General features: G+C 36.3%; 22 protein-coding genes. 4 read left to right on the top strand and 18 right to left on the bottom strand.

What is annotated here, in order from left to right; translation table 11 throughout:
* Positions 1-448 (top strand): transposase (locus B5X62_RS11775; RefSeq protein ID WP_144038373.1); only part of this gene is annotated, 448 nt, incomplete at its 5' end.
* A gap of 273 nt (positions 449-721) precedes the next feature.
* Here the strand turns inward: B5X62_RS11775 and B5X62_RS11765 are convergent.
* The 17 genes from B5X62_RS11765 to B5X62_RS11685 all read right to left on the bottom strand — a co-directional run bounded on the left by B5X62_RS11765 (position 722) and on the right by B5X62_RS11685 (position 18,979).
* Entirely contained in the window at positions 722-1,132 is a 411-nt protein-coding gene (locus tag B5X62_RS11765) for a BrxA/BrxB family bacilliredoxin (RefSeq protein WP_079667618.1), read from the bottom strand.
* 247 nt (positions 1,133-1,379) lie between these two features.
* A complete protein-coding gene (locus tag B5X62_RS11760) occupies positions 1,380-1,826 on the bottom strand; it encodes a GatB/YqeY domain-containing protein (RefSeq protein ID WP_079667632.1) in 447 nt (148 codons plus the stop codon).
* Positions 1,827-1,918: 92 nt separating this feature from the next.
* Positions 1,919-3,877, bottom strand: coding sequence for a cell division protein FtsZ (ftsZ, locus tag B5X62_RS11755; protein ID WP_079667617.1), 1,959 nt, complete (start codon positions 3,875-3,877; stop codon positions 1,919-1,921).
* Positions 3,878-3,941: 64 nt separating this feature from the next.
* A complete protein-coding gene (gene ftsA, locus B5X62_RS11750) occupies positions 3,942-5,315 on the bottom strand; it encodes a cell division protein FtsA (RefSeq protein ID WP_079667616.1) in 1,374 nt (457 codons plus the stop codon).
* Positions 5,316-5,336: 21 nt separating this feature from the next.
* A complete protein-coding gene (locus tag B5X62_RS11745; protein ID WP_144038372.1) occupies positions 5,337-6,329 on the bottom strand; it encodes a cell division protein FtsQ in 993 nt (330 codons plus the stop codon).
* A gap of 55 nt (positions 6,330-6,384) precedes the next feature.
* Positions 6,385-7,743, bottom strand: a complete 1,359-nt coding sequence (murC, locus tag B5X62_RS11740; protein WP_079667615.1) for a UDP-N-acetylmuramate--L-alanine ligase — start codon at positions 7,741-7,743, stop codon at positions 6,385-6,387.
* Positions 7,740-8,207, bottom strand: coding sequence for a hypothetical protein (locus B5X62_RS11735; RefSeq protein WP_079667614.1), 468 nt, complete (start codon positions 8,205-8,207; stop codon positions 7,740-7,742). The genes murC and B5X62_RS11735 overlap by 4 nt, the downstream gene beginning before the upstream one ends.
* On the bottom strand, positions 8,200-9,318 hold the full coding sequence (murG, locus tag B5X62_RS11730; RefSeq protein ID WP_079667613.1) for an undecaprenyldiphospho-muramoylpentapeptide beta-N-acetylglucosaminyltransferase: 1,119 nt from the start codon (positions 9,316-9,318) through the stop codon (positions 8,200-8,202). Before murG ends, B5X62_RS11735 begins: the two co-directional genes overlap by 8 nt.
* A 179-nt stretch (positions 9,319-9,497) precedes the next feature.
* Entirely contained in the window at positions 9,498-10,733 is a 1,236-nt protein-coding gene (locus B5X62_RS11725; RefSeq protein WP_079667612.1) for an FtsW/RodA/SpoVE family cell cycle protein, read from the bottom strand.
* A 20-nt stretch (positions 10,734-10,753) separates the two neighbouring features.
* Positions 10,754-12,091 carry a UDP-N-acetylmuramoyl-L-alanine--D-glutamate ligase gene (gene murD / locus B5X62_RS11720; RefSeq protein WP_079667630.1) on the bottom strand — a complete coding sequence of 446 codons (1,338 nt, stop codon included), beginning with the start codon at positions 12,089-12,091 and terminating at the stop codon, positions 10,754-10,756.
* A gap of 12 nt (positions 12,092-12,103) precedes the next feature.
* Positions 12,104-13,345, bottom strand: a complete 1,242-nt coding sequence (gene mraY, locus B5X62_RS11715; RefSeq protein ID WP_079667611.1) for a phospho-N-acetylmuramoyl-pentapeptide-transferase — start codon at positions 13,343-13,345, stop codon at positions 12,104-12,106.
* Between the two features lie 32 nt (positions 13,346-13,377).
* Positions 13,378-13,755 (bottom strand): four helix bundle protein, encoded by a 378-nt coding sequence (locus tag B5X62_RS11710; RefSeq protein ID WP_079667610.1) that lies wholly within the window; start codon positions 13,753-13,755, stop codon positions 13,378-13,380.
* A gap of 41 nt (positions 13,756-13,796) precedes the next feature.
* Complete coding sequence (locus tag B5X62_RS11705) at positions 13,797-15,257, bottom strand: UDP-N-acetylmuramoyl-L-alanyl-D-glutamate--2,6-diaminopimelate ligase (RefSeq protein WP_079667609.1); 1,461 nt, start codon at positions 15,255-15,257, stop codon at positions 13,797-13,799.
* 10 nt (positions 15,258-15,267) lie between these two features.
* Positions 15,268-17,262: a penicillin-binding transpeptidase domain-containing protein gene (locus B5X62_RS11700; protein WP_079667608.1), complete on the bottom strand. Its 1,995-nt coding sequence runs from the start codon at positions 17,260-17,262 to the stop codon at positions 15,268-15,270.
* Complete coding sequence (locus B5X62_RS11695; protein WP_394333308.1) at positions 17,243-17,566, bottom strand: FtsL-like putative cell division protein; 324 nt, start codon at positions 17,564-17,566, stop codon at positions 17,243-17,245. The genes B5X62_RS11700 and B5X62_RS11695 overlap by 20 nt, the downstream gene beginning before the upstream one ends.
* A 62-nt stretch (positions 17,567-17,628) precedes the next feature.
* The gene (rsmH, locus tag B5X62_RS11690; protein ID WP_079667629.1) at positions 17,629-18,522 is read right to left on the bottom strand and encodes a 16S rRNA (cytosine(1402)-N(4))-methyltransferase RsmH; all 894 of its coding nucleotides are present in this window, start codon (positions 18,520-18,522) and stop codon (positions 17,629-17,631) included.
* Complete coding sequence (locus B5X62_RS11685) at positions 18,512-18,979, bottom strand: division/cell wall cluster transcriptional repressor MraZ (RefSeq protein WP_079667606.1); 468 nt, start codon at positions 18,977-18,979, stop codon at positions 18,512-18,514. Before B5X62_RS11685 ends, rsmH begins: the two co-directional genes overlap by 11 nt.
* 309 nt (positions 18,980-19,288) lie before the next feature.
* Here B5X62_RS11685 and B5X62_RS11680 point away from each other — a divergent pair, with 309 nt between their 5' ends.
* From B5X62_RS11680 to B5X62_RS11670, 3 genes are read left to right on the top strand one after another with little or no spacing between them, the layout of a single operon-like run.
* Entirely contained in the window at positions 19,289-20,050 is a 762-nt protein-coding gene (locus B5X62_RS11680) for an alpha/beta fold hydrolase (RefSeq protein ID WP_079667605.1), read from the top strand.
* A gap of 59 nt (positions 20,051-20,109) precedes the next feature.
* A complete protein-coding gene (gene yihA / locus B5X62_RS11675; RefSeq protein ID WP_079667604.1) occupies positions 20,110-20,730 on the top strand; it encodes a ribosome biogenesis GTP-binding protein YihA/YsxC in 621 nt (206 codons plus the stop codon).
* Positions 20,730-21,173 carry a GNAT family N-acetyltransferase gene (locus B5X62_RS11670; protein ID WP_079667603.1) on the top strand — a complete coding sequence of 148 codons (444 nt, stop codon included), beginning with the start codon at positions 20,730-20,732 and terminating at the stop codon, positions 21,171-21,173. Before yihA ends, B5X62_RS11670 begins: the two co-directional genes overlap by 1 nt.
* Positions 21,174-21,349: 176 nt before the next feature.
* Here B5X62_RS11670 and B5X62_RS11665 read toward each other — a convergent pair whose 3' ends face one another.
* The gene (locus tag B5X62_RS11665) at positions 21,350-22,015 is read right to left on the bottom strand and encodes a response regulator (RefSeq protein ID WP_079667602.1); all 666 of its coding nucleotides are present in this window, start codon (positions 22,013-22,015) and stop codon (positions 21,350-21,352) included.
* Positions 22,016-22,021 lie beyond the last annotated feature (6 nt).

Here is a 22,021-nt window from a genome sequence, read left to right as displayed (position 1 = left end):
GAGTATTGAAAACAAAATTTTAGAACTCATAAATTCCAATGAACAATTGAAATCACAATACGAGCGCATACAGAGTATTCCAGATGTTGGAAAGGTTTTAGCAACATTAATGATTATAAAAACCAAAGGATTTTCAGATATACAATCTGCCCGAAAAATGGCTTGTTACGCAGGAGTTGCACCATTTGAATACAGTTCGGGTAGTTCTATTTATCGAAAACCGAGGGTTTCTACAATGGCGGATAAAGAGCTGAAAAAAGTATTGCATTTGGCGGCGCTCAGCTCGATAAGATTAAAAAATGACCTTGCAATTTACTTTCAAAGAAAGGTTGCGGAAGGAAAAAATAAAATGTCTATACTCAACGCAATTAGAAACAAAATTATACACAGAATATATGCTTTAATAAAAAACGAATCTGTGTATAATTTTAGTTTGCATATGTCATAGAAATCGAAGTGACGCCTCGTATAAATAAAAATGCTTTATCCCGAACTGACAAATTTAATATTAAAGAAACTTCAAAAAAACTTAATTTTTCAACCAACCCGAATTGCGGCCGCGATAGAAGCGGCATCCTTTTGGCGAGTGAGGCGGCGGAGCGCAGCGGAGCCGACCGAGCGAAGCCAAAAGATATAGCGGATAGCGCGAATTGTCCGCCCTAGAAAAAACAAAAAAAGCTTCCAAAATTTGGAAGCTTTCTATTTTTGAATGGCTAATGGCTTAGCAATATTCGTTGTAAGCGGCTTGTAAGTTAGCGGCGATTGCGCCTGCTGGGTTACCTTCGATGTGGTGACGCTCTAGCATGTGTACCAATTCTCCGTCTTTGAACAATGCGATGCACGGCGAAGATGGTGGGAATGGTGCTAACAATTTTCTAGCTTCTGCAACGGCTTCTGTATCGAAACCTGCGAAAGCTGTTACCAAATGATCTGGCTTTTTGTCACCAGTTAATGAATATACTGCGCCTGGTCTTGCTGCTCCTGCTGCACAACCACAAACTGAGTTAATCATCAACAATGTTGTCCCTGATTGTTTTAAAGCTTGATCAACTTGCTCTGGCGTTGTCAAATCTTGGAAACCTTTATCGGTAAGTTCTGCCTTCATTGGCAGTACTAAATCTGCTGGATACATAATATTTATTTTTTTAGTTTAACAAAGATATTGATTAATCTGTAATTCTCTTATTGAGTTATGTTATCAAAACAATGCCAAAAATCTATTGAGACATTTTGACACAAAAAAACCCAATTTCGTGATGAAATTGGGTTCCATTAATCAAATCGATATGCAAAGTTTGGATATCCTTTTTTTAGGTTTTGGGTTCTAGGTTGGAGGTTTTAGTAAAAACTTCAACCACAATCCTGATAACTGAAACCTCCTAAGAAAGTAACTTCTTAGCCATCGTCGAGATGCTCTTTCCGTCCGATTTACCAGCTAATTCTTTGGATGCAACACCCATTACTTTTCCTAGATCTTTGGCGCCTTCGGCACCTGTTTGAGCAATAATGTTTTTGATCGCCGCTTCCAACTCTTCTTCTGAAAGTTGAGCTGGCAAAAACTGCTCGATAACTTTGGATTGGGCAACTTCTACTTCTGCCAAATCCATACGATTTTGCGCCGAAAACTGATCGTAAGAATCTTTTCTTTGTTTGATCATTCTTTGCAAAATTGCAATCTCTTGTTCTTCTGAAACCTCGGCACCTTTGTGCTCTGTTTTAAGCAAAAGAATCTGCGCTTTAACGGCACGAAGAGAATCTAGAGCAACTCTGTCTTTCTCTTTCATAGCGGTTTTCATCGCGTCTGTTATTTTTTGTTCTAAACTCATTTTTTTTGCTTTAGGCTTTAAGCGTTTAGCTATATGCATTTTTAAAACCGAAGTTTATAAGCTTTTTGCATATTGCTTACGGCTTAACGCGATTAGTCTACGTCTTTATTCAAAAACTTGTTTTCGCGAAGTTGAATTCTTCCATTGTTGTCACTCAAAAAGTTATTGATATTGCTATCTGATGCGCTATTGCTATCGATGTCAATATTTTTTCTTTTGAATGCTGGGATGCTTTCAAACTCTTCAACATGATCAAATTTTTGATAACGAGAATTGAATTCTTTAAGTTTATTTCTTCTCTCTTGAATCTTGTTAGACTCCGTCGATTTATTGATAAACGTAAATTCTGACTCATCAACTTTCTCCTCTACCACAGGTTTTTCAATGATTTTTTTCACTGAATTTTCTACTGGTTTTGGCTCATTAACCGCTGGACGATTGTAAAGCATATCAGGTTTTGGAACTTGGATTTCTTCCTCAATTTCTGTTTCGAAAACTGGGTTAAAATCTTCCTTAACTTCTTCTACTTTATTAATAATCGGCTCAACTTCTTCCTCTTTGTGTACAAACATCGATTCTTCGTTGATCGGCTCGTTGATTACGAAGTTAATTTCAACAGGTTTTTCCTCATCAGAGATTTGGATGTTTTGTTGGTCATTAACTTTATGTTCCACCTCAAACGTAAAAGCTTCCGCTTCTAGGTCTTCATTATGATTAAATTCTTCCTCTTCTTCATAATTAAAAAGGTTGAATTCTTGAGGTGCTTCGTCTTGCTCCCAATTTTGATTGAAGCTTTCGGATTCTTCTTTTTCGAAAAACTTAACTTCTTGTGGAACCTCTTCTACAGCAGTTCCCGCGAAAGTATTAGTTGGAAAATTGGGAGTTGAAAAATCCTCATCATCTTCTAGACGGAAAACATTTTTTCCACCATTTTCTATGCCGCCTTCAGCATCTCTTTCAGCTCTAGTCTTGAAAGGAGAATCTGTACGTCTTGGCATAGATTGATCTCTATCTGCGAACAAGTCGATCTTCTGAATCGTTTCTTTAACATTAGTTTGTCTAACATCATCTTTAGAAAAACCTGTTGCAATAACCAATACGCTGATTGCATCACCCAATTCTTCGTCCGAACCAACCCCAAAAATAATGTCCGCCGTGTTACCAGCTTCTCTTTGGATATAGTCGTTGATGATACCGATTTCGTCCATTGTTGCTTCCTCGTTACCAGAACGGATAAGAAGTAGAACGTTTTTCGCACCAGTGATTTTGTTATCGTTTAATAACGGAGAATCTAAAGCTTTTTTAACCGCTTCTTCCGCTTTGTTTTCGCCTTGTGCTGTACCAGTTGACATCAAAGCTGTACCAGAATTTTGAAGTACAGATTTAGCATCACGGAAGTCAATGTTAACATCGAAATAACCCGTAATAACTTCTGCCATACCTTTAGCAGCGTTTGTCAAAACTTCATCGGCTTTTGAGAATCCTGATTTGAATCCTAAATTTCCGAATTGTTGTCTTAATTTATCATTGTTGATTACGATAAGCGAGTCAACATTATTTCTAAGTTTATCTAAACCTAATTCTGCTTGATCAAGACGTCTTTTGCCTTCAAAACTGAAAGGTACTGTTACGATACCAACAGTTAAGATGCCCATCTCTTTAGCTACTTTTGCGATAACTGGCGCAGCTCCTGTACCAGTACCACCGCCCATACCAGCTGTGATGAAGACCATTTTGGTATTTTGTCCCATTGCCGCTTTGATCTCGTCGATACTTTCGATGGCAGCTTTCTCGCCAACTTCAGGATCAGCGCCAGCGCCAAGACCTTCGGTCATTGTAAGTCCCAACTGCACTTTGTTAGCCACTGGGTTGTTATCTAAAGTTTGTGCGTCTGTATTGCAAATCACGAAATCTACACCGTAGATTCCTTTTTCGTACATGTGCTTAAGTGCATTGTTTCCACCGCCACCAACACCAATAACTTTGATGATCGCAGAGTTGCCTTTTGGTAGGTCAAATGAAAATCCTTGATTGCTATTTGTATTTTCCATTGTTGTAATTTTATAATATGTTCCGCTTGTCCACTATTTAAAAATAGCTTTTTCGCTTCAAAATTTATTCTACTTCTTCGAAGAATTTTTTTACTTTTTCTAAAATCGATTGTCCAAAAGTTAATCGACCACCTTTTTGCTTAGTTGCTTCAACGATTTGTTTTTCAACTTGAGCTTCGGCTTCTTTCTCTGTCACATTATTGGTCGTGTCAACTTCTGTTGCTGTATTTTTAACTTCTACAACCTCTTCTTGCGTATAGTTAACTTCGCTCTTATCACGAATCTTAAGACTTTCCATCAACAATCCGATAGAGGTCGCATATTCTGGACCTTTCAATTGTTGGCTTTTGTCATTGCTAACATATTCGTTAGAGAAACCAATTCTTGAGTCGAACCCTGTCATATAATTAGCAAGTTGTCTTAGGTGTTTTAGGTTAGATCCACCACCAGTTAACACGATACCTGCAATCAATTTTTTCTTTTGCTCAAATGCACCGTAAGCTTTTAGTTCGGTATTCACCATTTCTAAAACTTCTTCGATACGCGCATTGATTATTTGCGCCAAAGATTTTAATGAAATCTCTTTATCTGGACGACCATGCAAACCAGGAATGGTTACATAGGTACTATCTTTTTCTAATTCTGGAACAGCAGAACCGAATTTAACCTTCAGTTGCTCTGCATGTTTTTCGATAATAGAACATCCTTCTTTGATGTCATCTGTAATAATCCCACCACCGTAAGGAATAACACAAGTATGACGAATGATATTATCTTTAAAAATAGCGATATCTGTTGTACCACCACCGATGTCAACAATTGCAACACCAGCTTCTTTTTCTTCTTTAGTTAAAACAGATTCTGACGATGCCAAAGGTTCCAAAGTTAAAGCTTCCATATCCAGACCCGCTTCGCGAACGCATCTTACGATGTTACGGATAGAACCCATCTGCCCAACAACAACGTGGAAGTTGGCCTCTAGACGTTTACCATGCATACCTATTGGTTCTTGGATTTCGCCCTCCGAATCAACTTTATAATCCTGAGGAAGAACATGGATGATCTCTTCACCTGGCAACATCACCAACTTGCGCACTTGATCTTTAAGTGCTTCGATGTCGTCATCTGTAATGTACTTATCCGGATGCTCTCTCATGATGTAATCCGAATGCTGTAATGAACGGATATGCTTACCCGCGATCCCAACTGTCACTTTGCTAATGTTAACACCAGCGCTAGATTCCGCTTGTTCTACTGCCGCTTTGATTGAGCTAATCGTCTGCGCAATATTGTTAACAATCCCTTTGTGTACGCCGAGACTTTTTGCTTTTCCTACGCCGAGGACCTCGATCTTGCCTCGATCGTTGCGTCTACCGACAATTGCGACAATCTTCGTTGTCCCAATGTCCAGACCTACTGAATACTCGTGATTTTCCATTTTATGCTCGATTTGATTTTTTTATTCTACTACTACTTTTGTCTTTTTCTTTGCGGCTTCCTTTTTAGGAGAAGCGCTTTGTTGTGTTTTTGGTTTGTCCTGCTTGGGCGTTGCCTTTGGTTTTTCTTGTTTTTTAGGTTCAGCTTTCGGCTTTTCTTCCAACTTTGGTTTGGTTGGCGTTGCTACAGCAGGTTTCTTTTCGGTTTTGTTAGCATCTTCTTTACCCGTTGCTTTTGCAAGAGGTTTTTCTAAAGCTTTTTGTTGTGCTTTCAAGACGCTATCATTTTCCTTAAAATAAGGATTAAGCGTTGTTACAATTTGATTTTCGTACTTCACAGAAATCCGTTTATATTTTTCTGGATTTTGATAAATCATATATTTCTCAACAAAAGTTTTAAAACCTTTAACCTTAAAATCAATATTATTAAGATCACCAATCTCAACTTTGTAATTGCCTTCGCTGGTTAACAAACTATAATCGTCTTTGTATTTTGAAATTCCGATAAAGTACTTTTTACTAAAATCATCCTTATTGATTTTGTCAACCAGATTTCCTAAAGCTTGATATTCTTCTTTTTTAACATCGCCTGAAACCAATAAACATGGGAACGAGTAATTTCTAGAAATCGGAAATTCTACACCATTAGCATCAACATAAAAATCTTTTCCTCCTTTCTGAAGTCTAAAAACAGGAACCCTTTGTTTAACATCGATATTTAAAGTTCCGTTAAGATCTAAATAAACATTGGCGCTATCTACAAAGTCGTTGTCATTGAGCTTCTTCTCTAACTTCGGAATATCCAAAGTCCCAATTTTGTTTTCGGGATTATTTTTTTTAATTAATTCCGAAACTTCTTTTTCTGAAATAAAATATACAGAAGGCGCCGTTTGGTTAAGCTTAACTTTAGGTTCAGAAACTGGCTTTTCGCTGAAGCGTTTCAAAGAGAAACTCAGCAAGAATACCAATATTCCTACGGTTACTAAAATTTTTAATATTCTGTATTTATTCTTCATTATTTACTGTACAATTCAAAAAGTACGTCTCTATTTATTTTTAAATTTAATTCTACTAAATCGTTGGCAGCCACTCCATAATTGGGTCATAAAGTGTATCAATATTCCCAGCACCAACGGTCAACAAAATATCGAAATCTTTAGATTTAATCTTTTCTAAACTTTCGGCTAAAGTCACCACTTCTTTGTTTTCGGCTTCCACTTTGTCCAACAACCAAGCAGATGTCACACCTTGATAATTCTCTTGAAGTTCTCGCGCTGGATAGATATCTAACAATAACAAATCATCTCCTTTTGCAATACTTTTCGCAAAATCGTCCGCAAAATCACGCGTTCTACTAAATAAATGCGGTTGGAAAGCAATCAATAATTTCTTATTTGGATAGAAGGTTTTAATCGAACCAATCACAGCATTTAACTCTGTTGGATGGTGTGCATAATCGTCGATGTATATTTTTCCGTTGTCAAAAATATGTTTGGTGTAACGTCTTTTAATTCCTTTAAAGTTTGCAATTGCTTTTTTAAGCGTGTCAAAATCAACGCCCATTTTATTAAGAATCGCTAAAGAAACCGTTGCATTTTCAACATTGTGAATACCCGGAATTTCCCAAACGAAATCTTTGATCGTCTCTGTCGGCGTATGGAAGTCAAAATAAATTTTGTCATGATCCATTCTCAAATTATCCGAATAATAATCAGCTTCCTCATTAACTGCATAAGTCTCATGTGGACGACCAATCTCCAAACCCTTTCTCACAAAAAGTTGTTTGTCATCTGGCACCAAAGCTGCAAATGCACGGAAACCTTCTTCGATATGGTTTTTGTCACCATAGATGTCTAAATGGTCAGCATCCATCGAAGTTACAACCGCCCAATCTGGTGAAAGATTTAGGAAGCTTCTGTCGTATTCGTCGGCTTCAACCACAGAAAGTTCGTTACCGTTGTAAAGAAAATTTGATTTAAAATTCTCTGAAATTCCGCCTAAAAAAGCGGAAAATGGCAAATTGGCTTCTTTGCACAAATGCGAAATAAGTGTCGAAGTTGTCGTCTTCCCGTGTGTACCCGCAACGGCAATACATTGCGTATCTTCGGTTACCAATCCAAGAACTTTTGCACGCTTCTGAATCGTGAAACCTTGCTCATCAAAATAATCTAAAATACCTAAAGTCTTAATCGCTGGCGTATAAATCACCAACGTATCTTGTGGCGACAAAGCTTTTATTTTGTCATCAATTTTATCCTCGAAAGTAATGTCAATTCCCTCTGCCATTAGTTGCGTTGTCAATTTGGTATTGGTTTTATCATAACCCAAAACCTCGCGACCTGAAGCGTGGAAATATCTCGCCAAAGCACTCATCCCGATACCGCCGATACCGATGAAATAGAAATGCTTGAATGTATTTAGATAGTTCATTTTAATTTAAGTTTAAGTTTTGGAGCTGGTATTTTTTGTGAGGTAAATCCTGCGATGTAATCTTTATCTCTATACAACATAACTGCCATATACTTAAGAGAATCTTTCTTCTCTGATGTCATATTGAAAACAATAAAATCTGCATAATCTCTCGGTGTATTTGGAGTTATTGCACTATGATAATCTCCAACGACAACCTTTCCGTATTTTGCTACATGTTTTTCACAAGTCTTTTTAAACTCTTCTTCTTTTTGTAGGCTAGCATTAAGATTAATATCTAGATTAAAACCAACAATTGGAGTATAATCTCTATTTTCGCATTTGTGGATAAATTCTTCAACAAAAGATTTTGCTAAGGCAATTCTTTCTTTGCTAAGATGCTCTTTAGGCGTAGGTTTATAAACCCACGAACTGCAGCTTGTTAGCAAAATAAGAGGCAATATGTAAACTAACTTTTTAAACATATTTAATCGTTTTTAAAATCTCATCAACAATCTCAACCGTTGCGTTTGGTTTTGCAAAAGTTTTGATGTTTTTGGACATTTCTGCTCTTAGATTTTCATCCTTGCAAATACCCATTAATGTTGGCCAAAACAAGTCCTTCATCTCTGAATCTTTTACCATTTTGGCTGCATTTTTTTCAACCAAATTAAGTGCGTTTTTGGTTTGATGATCTTCTGCTGCAAAAGGGAAAGGCACCAATAACACTGGTTTGCCAGCAACCGACAATTCAGAAATTGCAATCGCTCCAGCTCTCGACACAATAACATCCGCCGCAGAATATGCTAATGGCATTTCGTAAACGAATTCTTTTATTTGAATCTGGTTATTGGTTGTTGGTTGTTGGTTGTTAGTCAATTCTTCAACTAAATTTTTATAATCTAACTTTCCGGTTTGCCAGATCAATTGCATGTTTTCTTTCCCGAATTCTACAAGATTGTCTTTCCAACCATTATTCAAAGTTCTAGAACCTAAAGAACCTCCAACAGACAAAATGCACAATTTATCAGCATCCAAGCCAAGTTGTTCTTTAGCAGTTTTAGAATCCAACATATCTGTTACGATATTTTGTCTAATCGGATTTCCAGAAAAGATAACTTTCGTCTTCGGAAAATCTTTTTCCATATTAGGATAAGCTGTGAAAACCGCTTTTGCTTTTTTACTCAATAACTTGTTGGTAACTCCTGGATAGGCATTTTGCTCTTGAATAAAAGTCGAAACGCCCAATCTTGACGCTGCCCACAAAGCTGGTCCACTTGCAAATCCTCCCGTCCCAATAGCAACATCTGGACGAAATTCTTTAATTATTTTTTTAGCTTTTGATAAACTTGACAAAAGCTTGAATGGCAATTTGAAATTTGACAAAATATTACCACGGTCAATTCCTGCAATGTTAAGACCTTCGATCTTGTAACCTGCATTGGGAACTTTTTCCATTTCCATTTTGCTGTTTGCACCAATGAACAAAAACTCAGCTTCTGGAAATCTTTTTCTGATTTCATCAGCAATAGCGATTGCAGGGAAGATATGTCCTCCTGTTCCGCCGCCTGATAATAAAACTTTTAATTTGTTCATTTGTTTTTTTAATTTAATAGAATTACATCCTATTCTTTATTAATTCGTTTTATAGGACTTTGTCCTATTCTTTATTAAGTCGTCCCTTCAGGACTTTATTGCTTTACAAATTATTATTTCTTTTAATAGGACTCCGTCCTATTCTCTATTAAGCCGTCCCTTTGGGACTCTTTTTTGTTTTATGCGATATCGTTAATCTCCTCTATCGTTTGTTTTTTGCCCATACCTTCCTCGTCATAAACTTGGATTCGAGAACTGATGCTTAAAATAATCCCCAACTGAATGTAAGTCACCAACATCGACGTACCACCATAACTTATCAGCGGTAAAGGCTGTCCTGTAACTGGAATTAGGTTAACTGCAACTGCGATATTAACACCCAATTGCACAAAAATCATCAATCCGATGGCGAGCACCAATAAGGAACCAAAAAATGCCGGCATTTTACTCGCAATCATGACAATCCTAATCATCATAATCATGTAAAGACTTATCAATACAAAAGCCCCAATCCAACCATATTCTTCAACAATAATTGCGAAAATAAAATCCGAAACCGATTGCGGGAGTGTTTGCTTCAAAGCACTTTTTCCTGGACCAATCCCATAAAATCCACCATGAACAATTGCCGCTTTCGCTTGCATGACTTGGTAGTTTTTCGCCTTTAAAGACTCATCTTCGACATCTGCATTTTTTTTAGCATTTGTAAAAGTTTCGATACGGCTCATCCACGTGTGTACACGGTTGTTGTTGATGATATTGGTATTTAATGCCACCAACAAAAACATAATCACGCCAATAACTGACACCGAGATAAAGCCCGCAATGTATTTCCAATGCAATTGTCCAAACACCAAAACTGCGATGGACACTATTAAAATCATTAAACCCGTAGATCCGTTATCTTTCGCTACCAAACCAAAAACCAATAAAATTGGTCCGAAAATATACATGACATTTTCGATGGGTAAACGCTCTCTCGCTATTTTCTTTGTTAAATATCTACACAGATAAATGATTAACATTAAATATGCAAAAGACGACGGCTGGAACGAAATCGGTGTCCCTGGAATCTTCAACCAACGCGACGCACTCGCCCCGTCAATAGTCTGTCCCGTAAACATCGTAACCACCAATAATCCGACAGTAATCGCCAACAAGATCGAACTTAGCTTACCTATATATTCGTATTTGATGGCGCCAATCCCACGCATAATTCCTAAACCTATCACAAGGAAAACCATGTGCTTAAGAACGTGTGAAGTTGTTGTACCGTTATTCGCGATATATTCTAGGTTAGAACTTGCCGAATAAACAGGAAATATCGACAGAAAGGATATCAAAATGATAACCATCCAAAGGACTTTGTCGCCCTTTAGTAATTCGAATTTATTTTCTGTCGTTTGGTTTTCCATCTTCCGTTTTTCTGCTTCTTTTACTTAATTAATTTCAAAACTTCCGCTTTGAATTTGTTCCCACGATCTTCATAACCATTGAACAAATCAAAACTTGCACAACAAGGAGACAACAAAACCGTATCACCTTCTTCTGCTAATTGCGAACAAATTTTAACCGCATCTTCCATACTCGATGTGTCGTAGATTTGTTCTTTATCATTTTTAAAAAAGTCTATAATCTTCTGATTGTCAACACCTAGACAAACAATAGCTTTCACTTTTTTCTTCACCAATTCTTCAATTTCGGTGTAATCGTTGCCTTTATCTTTTCCGCCAACAATCCAAATCGTCGGCTGCTTCATACTTTCTAAAGCGAAATAAGTCGCATTAACATTGGTCGCCTTGCTATCGTTAATGTATCTGACACCATGAACTTCAGCAACATTCTCCAATCTATGCTCAACCGCTTGGAAAGTCATTAACGAATTACGAATACTTTCATTACTGATATTCAATAATTTACCAGCGATACTTGCAGCTAGACTGTTGGCAACATTGTGTTTTCCCATCAAAGAAAGCTCTTCAATTTTCATTTCGAAATGCTGCTCTTCAACATTCACGAAAATATTAGAATCCGTCGCATAAGCACCATAATCTAACTTTTCTGACATCGAGAAAGGCACTTTATTAACTTTAAGATCAAGCTTTTCAAGAATCTTTTGGCTCATTTCGTCATCTTTATTGTAGATGAAAAAGTTTTGCTGATCTTGGTTTTCGGTAATTCTGAATTTCGCTAAAGCATATTCTTCATAATCGTAATTGTACTGGTCAAGATGATCTTTTGACAAATTCAATAACAATGAAATATATGGTCTAAATGTTTGAATATCATCCAACTGAAAACTAGAAACTTCCAAAACATAATAATCGAAACTTTCTTCCGCGACTTGTTTTGCAAAGCTTTTTCCGATGTTACCGCCCAAACCTACATTAAAACCGTCCTCTTTTAAAATATGATAAATTAAAGAAGTCGTCGTAGTTTTCCCATTACTACCAGTAATCGCAACGATTTTAGCATCAGTAAATTCTGAAGCAAATTCTATCTCCGAAGACAATCTAATGCCTTGGTTTTTGATTTTAAAAACGATGTCCGCCTTTTTCGGAATTCCAGGACTTTTGATTACCCAATCCGCCGAAAGAATGCGTTCTTCCGTATGCTGACCTTCTTCGAAGTCAACGCCTAAGTCTTTTAACTCGTTTTTGTAGTTGTCACGAATCTCGCCCATATCCGAAAGAAAAACATCGAATCCTTTCTTCTTTGCTAAAAATGCAGCACCAACGCCACTTTCGCCACCTCCTAAAATAACTACTTTCATACTCAAGATTTGTTATCTAGTTTTGAGTGTTATTAAGCAAATAATCGCCAATAACATTCCCAAAATAATTGCTCTGTTTACAATTTTGCTCTCGTGGTAACCTTTTTTCTGATAATGATGGTGCAAAGGCGACATCAAAAACAGACGGTTATTCTGAGCGTATTCTAAACCGTATTTTCTTTTTCTATATTTAAATACCACAACCTGCAACATCACTGAAAGGTTTTCTACCAAGAAAATTCCGCAAAGCACAGGGATTAGTAATTCTTTTCTTAAAATAATTGCTAAAACTGCAATCACACCGCCCAACATTAAACTTCCTGTATCTCCCATGAATACTTGTGCTGGATAAGTATTGTACCAGAAAAATCCGATCACTGCACCGACCAATGCGAGAGCAAAAATCGTGGTTTCACCCATATTCGGGAGGAACATAATGTTGAGATAATCTGCAAAAATGATGTTACCCGACAAGTACGCAAAAAACGCCAAAGTCAATAATATGACGACACTGGTTCCGGCCGCAAGCCCGTCGATTCCGTCGGTGATGTTAGCGCCGTTAGACACCGCCGTTACGATGAAAATAACAATCGGGATAAACACAATCCAAGACCACTCATGCGCCTCGTCTGGACTCATCCAAAACAAAATTCCGCTGTAGTCGAATTCGTTATTTTTTGTAAACGGAACAGTCGAAACTGGAATTCTTTCTTCTGGCATAAAGTTTTTCTCAACATTGTTACGGTTGACAACTTTAGCGTCAGAATATTTTCTTTTAACCTCGATATCTGGATGGAAATACATTGTTACTCCGACAATTAAGCCTAAACCAACTTGTCCAATAACTTTGAATTTTCCTTTTAATCCGTCTTTATTTTTTTTAATCTTTTTTAAATAATCGTCCAAAAATCCAATTGCGCCCATCCAAAACACCGATACAATCAACAAAACGATGTATACATTTGTAATCCTCGTGAACAACAACACCGGAATAATCGTCGCCACAATAATGATGATACCACCCATTGTTGGCGTTCCTTCTTTTTGTTTTTGACCTGCTAAACCCAAATCTCTCACCAACTCACCCATTTGTTTTTGACGGAGATAATTGATAATTTTTTTACCGTATGCTAAAGCAATAATCAGTGAAAACAACACAGCCATCGCCGCTCGAAACGAAATGTATCGAAACAAGTTCATCCCCGGAATATGGATGCCATGGCTGATGAGATATTCGTTTAGATAGTATAACATTTTCTTGATTTAAAGATTAAATAATTAAAAATTTAAAGATTTCTCTTTTCTATATTTTGACTTAGATATTTTATAAAATTTGATAAATTAGAAGATACTTCTTTTGATAATACTAAGATTTCGTCTCCAATATTCTCATCATCAAGTCCCACTTTTTTACTTATAAAAATCATATTTCTTACTTCTCCACAACTTCCTTTAGATATCTTCAGAAAGCGAATGAATTGTCTATTGCTATTATATTCTGAACCTTCAGCGATATTATTTGCTACCGATATTCCAGCCCTTTTTATTTGATTTACGAATTCAAATTCATTTTTAAAACTATCGTTTTTAACATATTCAAAAATCTTTTGAACTAAGTCCAAGCTCTTTTGATAAACTGGAAACTCTTCAAAATTTTTTGTCATCTGATAGTTTTTAAATAATTAAATTCTTAAATCTTTTAATTCTACTTACTCATTAATTTATAAAGTTCTGTGATGACTTCTTTGTCATCGAAATGATGTTTAACACCATTTATTTCTTGATAAGTTTCGTGACCTTTACCCGCCACCAAAATAATGTCTTTTGGCTCTGAGAACTTGATAGCCATTTTAATGGCTTCTTTACGATCAGGTATTGAAACATATTTATTAAAATTCTGAGGCTCAACACCAGCTTCAATTTCTTTGATAATCGAGCTCGGATCTTCCGTTCTTGGATTGTCCGACGTGATAATTGCTAAAGTCGCTTTCTGTGTTGCAATTTTCCCCATTTGAGGACGTTTGCCATGATCTCTGTCGCCACCGCAACCAAAAACACAAATCAGTCTCTCGTTTTTAGTTCGGATTTCGTTAATGCTGTCCAAAATTTTTTCTAAAGCATCGGGCGTGTGCGCGTAATCAACAACAAAGAAAATTCCGCCGTCTGATTTCATCGTTTCGAAACGACCATTAACCCGATGAAGTTTTGAAATTGCTTGTAAAATTTCATCTTCTTGCATTCCTAATTCTGTCGCAATCCCAAAAGCTAAAAGCAAATTATAAACGTTGAACTTCCCTGTCAAAGTCGTCCAAAATTCTTTTCCATTAAAATTTAAAAGCATCCCGTTGAAATCCACTTCCAACAATTTTCCGTGGAAATCTGCCATCGTCTTCATGGCGAAAGACTTTTTAGTTGCTTTGGTATTTTGCAACATCACGCTTCCGTTTTTGTCATCAGCATTGGTAATTGCAATGGCGCCAACTTCTAACTCATCAAAAAATCTCTTTTTGGCTTGAATATAATTCTCGAAAGTTTTATGATAATCTAAATGATCTCTCGTGATATTCGTGAAACCTGCAATTTTAAAATGCAGACCTTCAATGCGATCTTGCGTAATGCCGTGAGAACTTACTTCCATAAAAGCATATTCGCAGCCTTTGTCAACCGCTTTCGCCAACATTTCGTTAAGGCGAATAACATCTGGCGTTGTATGTGTACTTGGGATGACCTCATCGGCAATACGATATTCCACCGTCGAAATAAGTGCTGATGGATAACCTAAATTTTTAAAAATATCAAATAACAAAGTCGTTACAGAAGTTTTTCCGTTGGTGCCAGTAACACCGACTAAGTTTATTTTTTTTGAAGGATTATCATAAAAATTTGAAGCTAAATGACCTAAAACTTTTGACGAATCTTTTACTAAAATATAAGTAGCTTCTTCATTAATCGTTTCTGGTAAAACTTCGCAAACAACAATCGTCGCACCTTTCTCAATCGCTGAATTAATAAATGAATGTCCATCTGCAACCACACCTTTAATAGCAACATACAAAGCATTTTCAACAGCTTTTCTACTATCGAAAACCAACACAGAAACCTCTTTATCCAAAGTTCCTTTAGTTTCTAAAACCGTGATGTTTGCTAATAATTTTTCTAAATTCATTTTCAATTCGTTATTTCTGTAAAGTCAGATATATTCTTTGATTTTTACCAATTGTTGCTCCCGCAGACGGAAATTGCTCCATGATTTTACCAACACCTTTGAAGTCAACGCGATAGCCTAAATTCTCCAATTGTGGAATTGCATTCTTCCCAATCATCCCAACAACATTCGGCATTTGACGATTTTCTACAGAGACTTTACGATTTGGCTCAATCATTTTGTCAAGTTTCACTGGATGCTCTACCAACAATTCTTTTTCGACGTTAAGAGGCGTTTTCAAAAATGTTTTACCAGCAATTTCTTTAAAAACTGGCGCCGAAACCGAACCTCCATAAAATCCTTTCGATGTATCTGGCTGATTAATCATGACGATACATGTATATTTTGGATTGTCCGATGGATAAAACCCAGCAAATGATGCTTGATACTTTCTAGGTCCTGGCTTCCAATATTCGAATCTTGCCGTACCAGTTTTACCAGCAATTTTAAGATTCGGTGTATAGATACTTTTCGCAGTTCCTTTTTCTACGGCTTTTGTCAGCGCATCGGTCATCATTTTAATAGCTTTATCAGATGCCATTTTGTTGACCAAAACTTCAGGTTTTGCTTCGTACAACACTTTTCCGTCTTTCATTACTTTATCAATGAAAAGCGGTTTCACCATTTTGCCATGATTCGCAACACCATTGTAAAAAGTTGTCAATTGCAACAAGCTAAAACTTGATGAATAACCATAAGACAATGACGCTAAAGTCGCTTTGTTCCAACGTTTACTTTTAGGTGTTTGGATGGAAGGTTTTGCAATACCAGGAAGTTCGATGTCCATTTTATCAAACATTTTCCATCTTCTCCAATGATCCAAAAATACTTCTGGTTTGTCAGCGTAATGCGAAGTAATAATTTTAGCAGCACCTACGTTACTCGATTTTGCTAAAACATCACTAACATCATAAGTTCCACCGCCGTGACCGTCTGTAATTAACTGTCCAGCGTAAGTCCAACTACCGCTTCCGATATTAACTTTGGTATTTTCATCCACAAATCCGTCATCCATCGCCGCCAAAATTGACATTGTTTTGATAATAGATCCGGGCTCTTGCGCATCTTTTACAGCAAAATTATAGGCATCTACATAAATCCCGGGTTCTGTTCTACGAAGATTAACCATCGCACGAACTTTACCAGTTTGGGTTTCCATAACGACAACACAACCATGATCCGCATCGAAATTAATCAACTGATTTTCTAATGCTGTGTGTGCAATATCTTGAATTCTTAAATCTAAAGTTGTGTACACATCTTCGCCATCAACTGGCTCTTGAACTTTCCAATAATCAATTGGTTTCCACTGTGATGCGTTGATTCTTTGCTCCAAACGTTTTCCGTCTGTACCAGTCAAATATTTACTAAAAGCACCTTCTAGTCCAGACTTTCCATTTTCGTTGTCAGCACCGATTGTACCAGCTCCGATTTGCGTTGTTGCAAGTTCTCTTTTATAATTTCGGTCAACGATAAAACCACCTTTGTTTTTCCCCTTTTTAAAAATTGGAAAATTGCGAATTCTATCGTATTCATCAAAGTCAAGGCCTTTTACTAAAGAATAATATTGATTTTTCTTCTTCTTCTGCTCGTCAAATTTTGCACGGAAATAACTTCTTGGTTTATCAAACATTAAGCTCAAAGAATCTGTCAATTCGCCAATGTTATTTTGATAAATCGTATCGCGCATCGTTTTGAAATCCAAATAGATATCGTAACGCATCACCGTTGTTGCCAAGATAGAACCATCGGCTGCATAAAGATTTCCACGAGCTGCTTTCAGTGTTGCTTCGCGGTAATTTTTGTTGATATAGTTATTCTGAAACTCCTCAACATTTGTATTTTGTAAAATAAGAATACGAACCAAAAATATCGTAAAGAGACCAAAAGCTACCAATGCAAAAAGGTAGCCCCATCTCAACGCTTTGGAACGCTTCTTTTCGTAATCATTGTTTTGTTTTGACATTTGTGCTATCTAGTTTTATAAGGAGTTTCATCGGGTGACTTTCTAAGGTCATTAGCGAGTCGGTCAACATTTCTTTCCCTAATTCTGATTCTAATTTTATCTTGATCAATCTACTTTGCGCGTAGGCATTTCGAGATTTATATTCTTCCGTTTCTTCTTTTAATTCGTTAACGCGTTCGATTTTTTTACCAACTAAGTGGTTGCTGTAGATCATCACCATTAACAATCCGAACACCATCAAAAAATATTTGTAATGAACTGTAACCTCATCACGATTAAGAAAATTCCCCTTGATGATGTCCATCACGGTTAATTTTTTCTTTGGACGATTAAGGTTTCTTCTAGCCAATTTTTATTTTCTCTTTATTAAATTTTACTTCCTATTCTCATTTTCGCACTTCTAGCACGAGAATTTTCTTCAATCTCCTTATCATCAGGAATAATGGCTTTGGTTTTTATCAAGTCAAATGACTTTTTAAAATTTCCATATATATCACGTTCTGGCTCTCCTTCGAACATTCCGTTTTTCAAAAATCTTTTCACCAAACGATCTTCTAAAGAATGGTAAGAAATCACCACCAAACGACCTTCTGGTTTTAGAATTTTATACGATTGAAGCAACATTTCCTTCAACACATCCAACTCCTGATTCACTTCAATTCTTACCGCTTGGAAGACTTGTGCAAAAAATTTGTTGCTCTTATGCGATGGGATATAACTGAAAATATCTTTCAGATCCTGCGTTGTTTCAATTAATTTGTTCTTACGATGGTGGACAATTTGGCGCGCCAACTTTCTCGCTTCACGCAATTCTCCATAATAATAAAAAATATCAGCAAGTTGCTCTTCTTCATATTCGTTAATGACTTTCTTAGCATCAAGAGCTTGCATCACATTCATTCGCATATCCAAAGGCGCATTGCTACGAATCGAAAACCCACGATCCGCCTCATCAAACTGATGTGACGAAACGCCCAAATCAGCTAAAATCCCGTCAACCTGAGGAACGCCATACATTAACATCGAATTTTCTAGAAATCTGAAATTCTGATTAATTAATGTAAAACGAGAATCATCCAAAGCATTTTTTAACGCATCCGTATCTTGATCAAAAGAAAACAAACGTCCTTCTGGAGACAATCTTGACAAAATCTCACGAGAATGCCCACCGCCACCAAAAGTGCAATCCACATAGATACCATCTGGATTAGTCACCAAAGCATCTACACTATCTTTTAACAATACAGGATTATGATACATCGTCATTATTATTATTTCCCATCACTTCTTCTGCCAAGTTTGCAAAATCTGCAGCGCCAGCATTAATGATTGCTTCATAAGCTTCCTTATCCCAAACCTCGAACAATTCGCCAGCACTCGCAATCACAATATCTTTCGTAAGATTTGCAAAAACCGCAAGATCTTTAGAAATTTGCAACCTTGAGCTGGAGTCAAGCTCGACAACTTTAACACCCGCTGTGAAAATTCGGATAAACTCAACATTTTTCTTAACAAATCTGTTGAGACTGTTCACTTGTTTCATAACAGGTTCCCAGTTTTTTTGAGGATACACTTCAAGACAATCGTTGAACACAGAGCGCTTAACAATAAGCGTCTGATCACCAAAGACTTCCAACTGCTTCGCCAGCGAAGAAGGAAGTTTGATGCGGCCTTTGTCATCAATTTTACACTCGTATGTTCCGATGAAATGATTCATTTGGGACAAATTTATATAATTTTTTTCCACTTTCTCCCACTTTGCTCCACAATTTTACTTAATGTTTATAACTTTTAACAGCTTTTATCACTTATTTAAAAGTTTGATTTTAAACACTTTATAACAAAAACAATCTTCAAACTACGATAAAACCAAGCTTTTTTACAAATCCATTAATAATTTGATAAAAAATAGACTTAATCGATTTTTTTCGTTAAACTTTTTTAATATTTTTGAAATAAGACAGTATTAAAAGAAAATTTTGTCTTTTATTTGTATTTTTGCAAAGCTTATTTGCGAAGCACTTTTATGATATTCAAAAAGAAAAATAAAAAATTCAATTACATCGAAGCTGGTAGCGGTCATCCAATGATTCTTTTACACGGATTAATGGGTGGTCTTAGCAATTTTGAGGACACGATTAACTTCTTCTCAGATAGAGGTTACCACGTTTTTGTACCTGAATTACCGATATACGACTTACCCGTTCTTAACACAAATCTTACGACCATCGCAAAATTTGTTATTAAATTTATCGAAGATCAAGAAATAAAAGAACCTGTAACTATCGTAGGAAACTCCATGGGCGGTCATGTTGGACTTATCCTAACATTGGCTAGACCAGATTTGGTGAAAAACCTAGTGTTAACAGGAAGTTCTGGATTGTACGAAAGGACATTCGGTGATAGTTTCCCTAGAAAAAGCGATAAAGACTATATAAGAAAGAAAACCGAAGAGGTTTTTTACGATCCTAATATTGCGACTGACGAATTGGTTGACGAAGTTTTTGGTGTGGTTAACGATCGTATGAAAGGCATCAAAACTGTGATGCTGGCAAGAAGCGCCATCAAACACAATATGTTGAATGACCTTCCAAAAATAACTTGTCCAACTTGTCTTATTTGGGGAAAACAAGATAATGTTACGCCACCAGATGTTGCGGAAGATATGCACAAATTTATCCCCAACTCAGAGTTACATTGGATTGAGAAATGCGGTCACGCAGCCATGATGGAAAAGCCAAAAGAATTCAACGAGATTCTTTACGCTTGGTTACAAAAAGTCATGTAAAACAAATAATAACAAACCATTAAGAACGCTAAATCTTAATGGTTTTTAATTAATAGATTATGCTAATCAAAACAGCGGAATTTGTAAAAAGTAGCGGAAAATGGCAAGAGTGTCCAGATGCTACAATTCCAGAATATGCTTTTATTGGAAGATCAAATGTTGGAAAATCGTCACTTATTAATGCGATGATGAATCATAAAGATCTTGCAAAAACATCTCAAACGCCTGGTAAAACCCAACTTATTAACCACTTTCTTATTAATGAAGAATGGTATCTAACCGATCTTCCGGGATATGGTTACGCAAGAGTGTCGAAAAGCACGAGAAAAGATTTCGAAAAACTTATTACCAATTATATTCTTAACCGTAAAAATCTGGTGAATCTTTTTGTACTGGTAGACGTACGTCACACGCCACAAAAGATCGATCTAGAATTTATGCAATGGTGCGGCGAAAGTGGTATTCCGTTTTCGATAGTGTTTACAAAAGCAGACAAACTAAAGCCTGGAGGCGCACAACGTAATGTTGACACCTACGAAACCGAACTTCTTAAAACTTGGGAAGAAGCGCCACAAATGTATATTACATCTGCTGAAAAAAAACAAGGCGGCGACGAAATCCTAAAATATATCGAGCAAACCAACCAATATTTACAAAAAAATAAAATCCGTTTCGACTAATGATACTTTGGAAAATTAAAGCATTTGATGAGATTACAAGAGATGAGCTTTATGCAATCCTGAAAGTTAGACAAGAGGTTTTTATTGTCGAACAAGAAACTTATTATCTAGACACCGACGATACAGACCAAAAAGCTTTGCACGTTTGGGCAGAACTCGACGGCAAAGTCGTTGCTTATTGTCGCGTGTTTGATAAAGGAATAAAATATGACGAAACCAGCATTGGACGCGTCTTAACACATCCAGAATATCGTGGTCTAAAGCTTGGTCGCACATTAATAACTTATGCGATTAGCTGCATCGAAACACGTTACAAAACATCTAATATCAGAATATCGGCACAAGATTATTTGATAAAATTTTATGGTGATTTTGGTTTTATCCCAACTGATAAAAAATATCTAGAAGACAATCTTCCGCACACAGAAATGTATCGTATTTAACGATAAAAAAAGAGGTCTAATTCTTTCGAAATAGGCCTCTTCGCAAAAAATGTAAAGTGTGTGTGTATTTTAATGTGTGTTTTTGGTCAGAAACAAATTACTCTGTTTCTTGAAAGCAAAACTACAAGACTTTAAGTGATAAAAAATACGGTAAACCGTAAAATGAGGTTTTATTTTTAAATAATTCCTAAATCTTTGCAAAAAGCAACCAATTGCGCATTATTAGGAAGATTTAATGAATCTTTTAAAAGACTAATTCTTTTTTCAACGCTACTTAACCCAAAAGGTTTTAGCTGTTTTTCTTCCAAATAGACTGGGATTTCTTTGACTTTAATTCCTTTTGCTAAAAGATCAATCACGCTGATGTCATAGTTGCTGAATTCAAAAGTATTGAGTTTTCTCACAGAATTTTTCACATCTTCCGAAAAGAATTTTTCATCATTTTGGATGGCTTCTAAAGCATGTTTCAGGTTTTTTGAGTCGGATCTTGCTTTTCTAACAAACGCATTAATATTATAATTCTTCACCAATCGATCCACGACGCCAGATTTATCATTAGCTGAAAAAACTAAAACCTTAAGTTCTGGTTGCAATTTTTTCGCGGCTTTTATCAAATCTTCACCGTCTTTTAAGGTTTGAACATAATGATCTTCTTCAAAATTAAGGTCTGTTATTAAGAGATCATAAGCTTGGTTTTCTTCAATTGCTATTCTAATTTTAGAAAGTGCATCATCGCAATAATACACAAAATCAACATTAGGTATACCAAATTCTTCCAACATTTTTTGTAATGAAAAATTGGTCGATTCAAAATCTTCAGCTATTAAAACTCGTTTTAGCATGTATAG

Origin of the sequence: Soonwooa buanensis (assembly GCF_900167905.1) — a bacterium.
Taxonomy (GTDB): Bacteria; Bacteroidota; Bacteroidia; order Flavobacteriales; family Weeksellaceae; genus Soonwooa; species Soonwooa buanensis.
The sequence above is the reverse complement of the archived record's forward strand: the minus strand, read 5'-3'. Positions and strand labels throughout refer to the sequence as shown.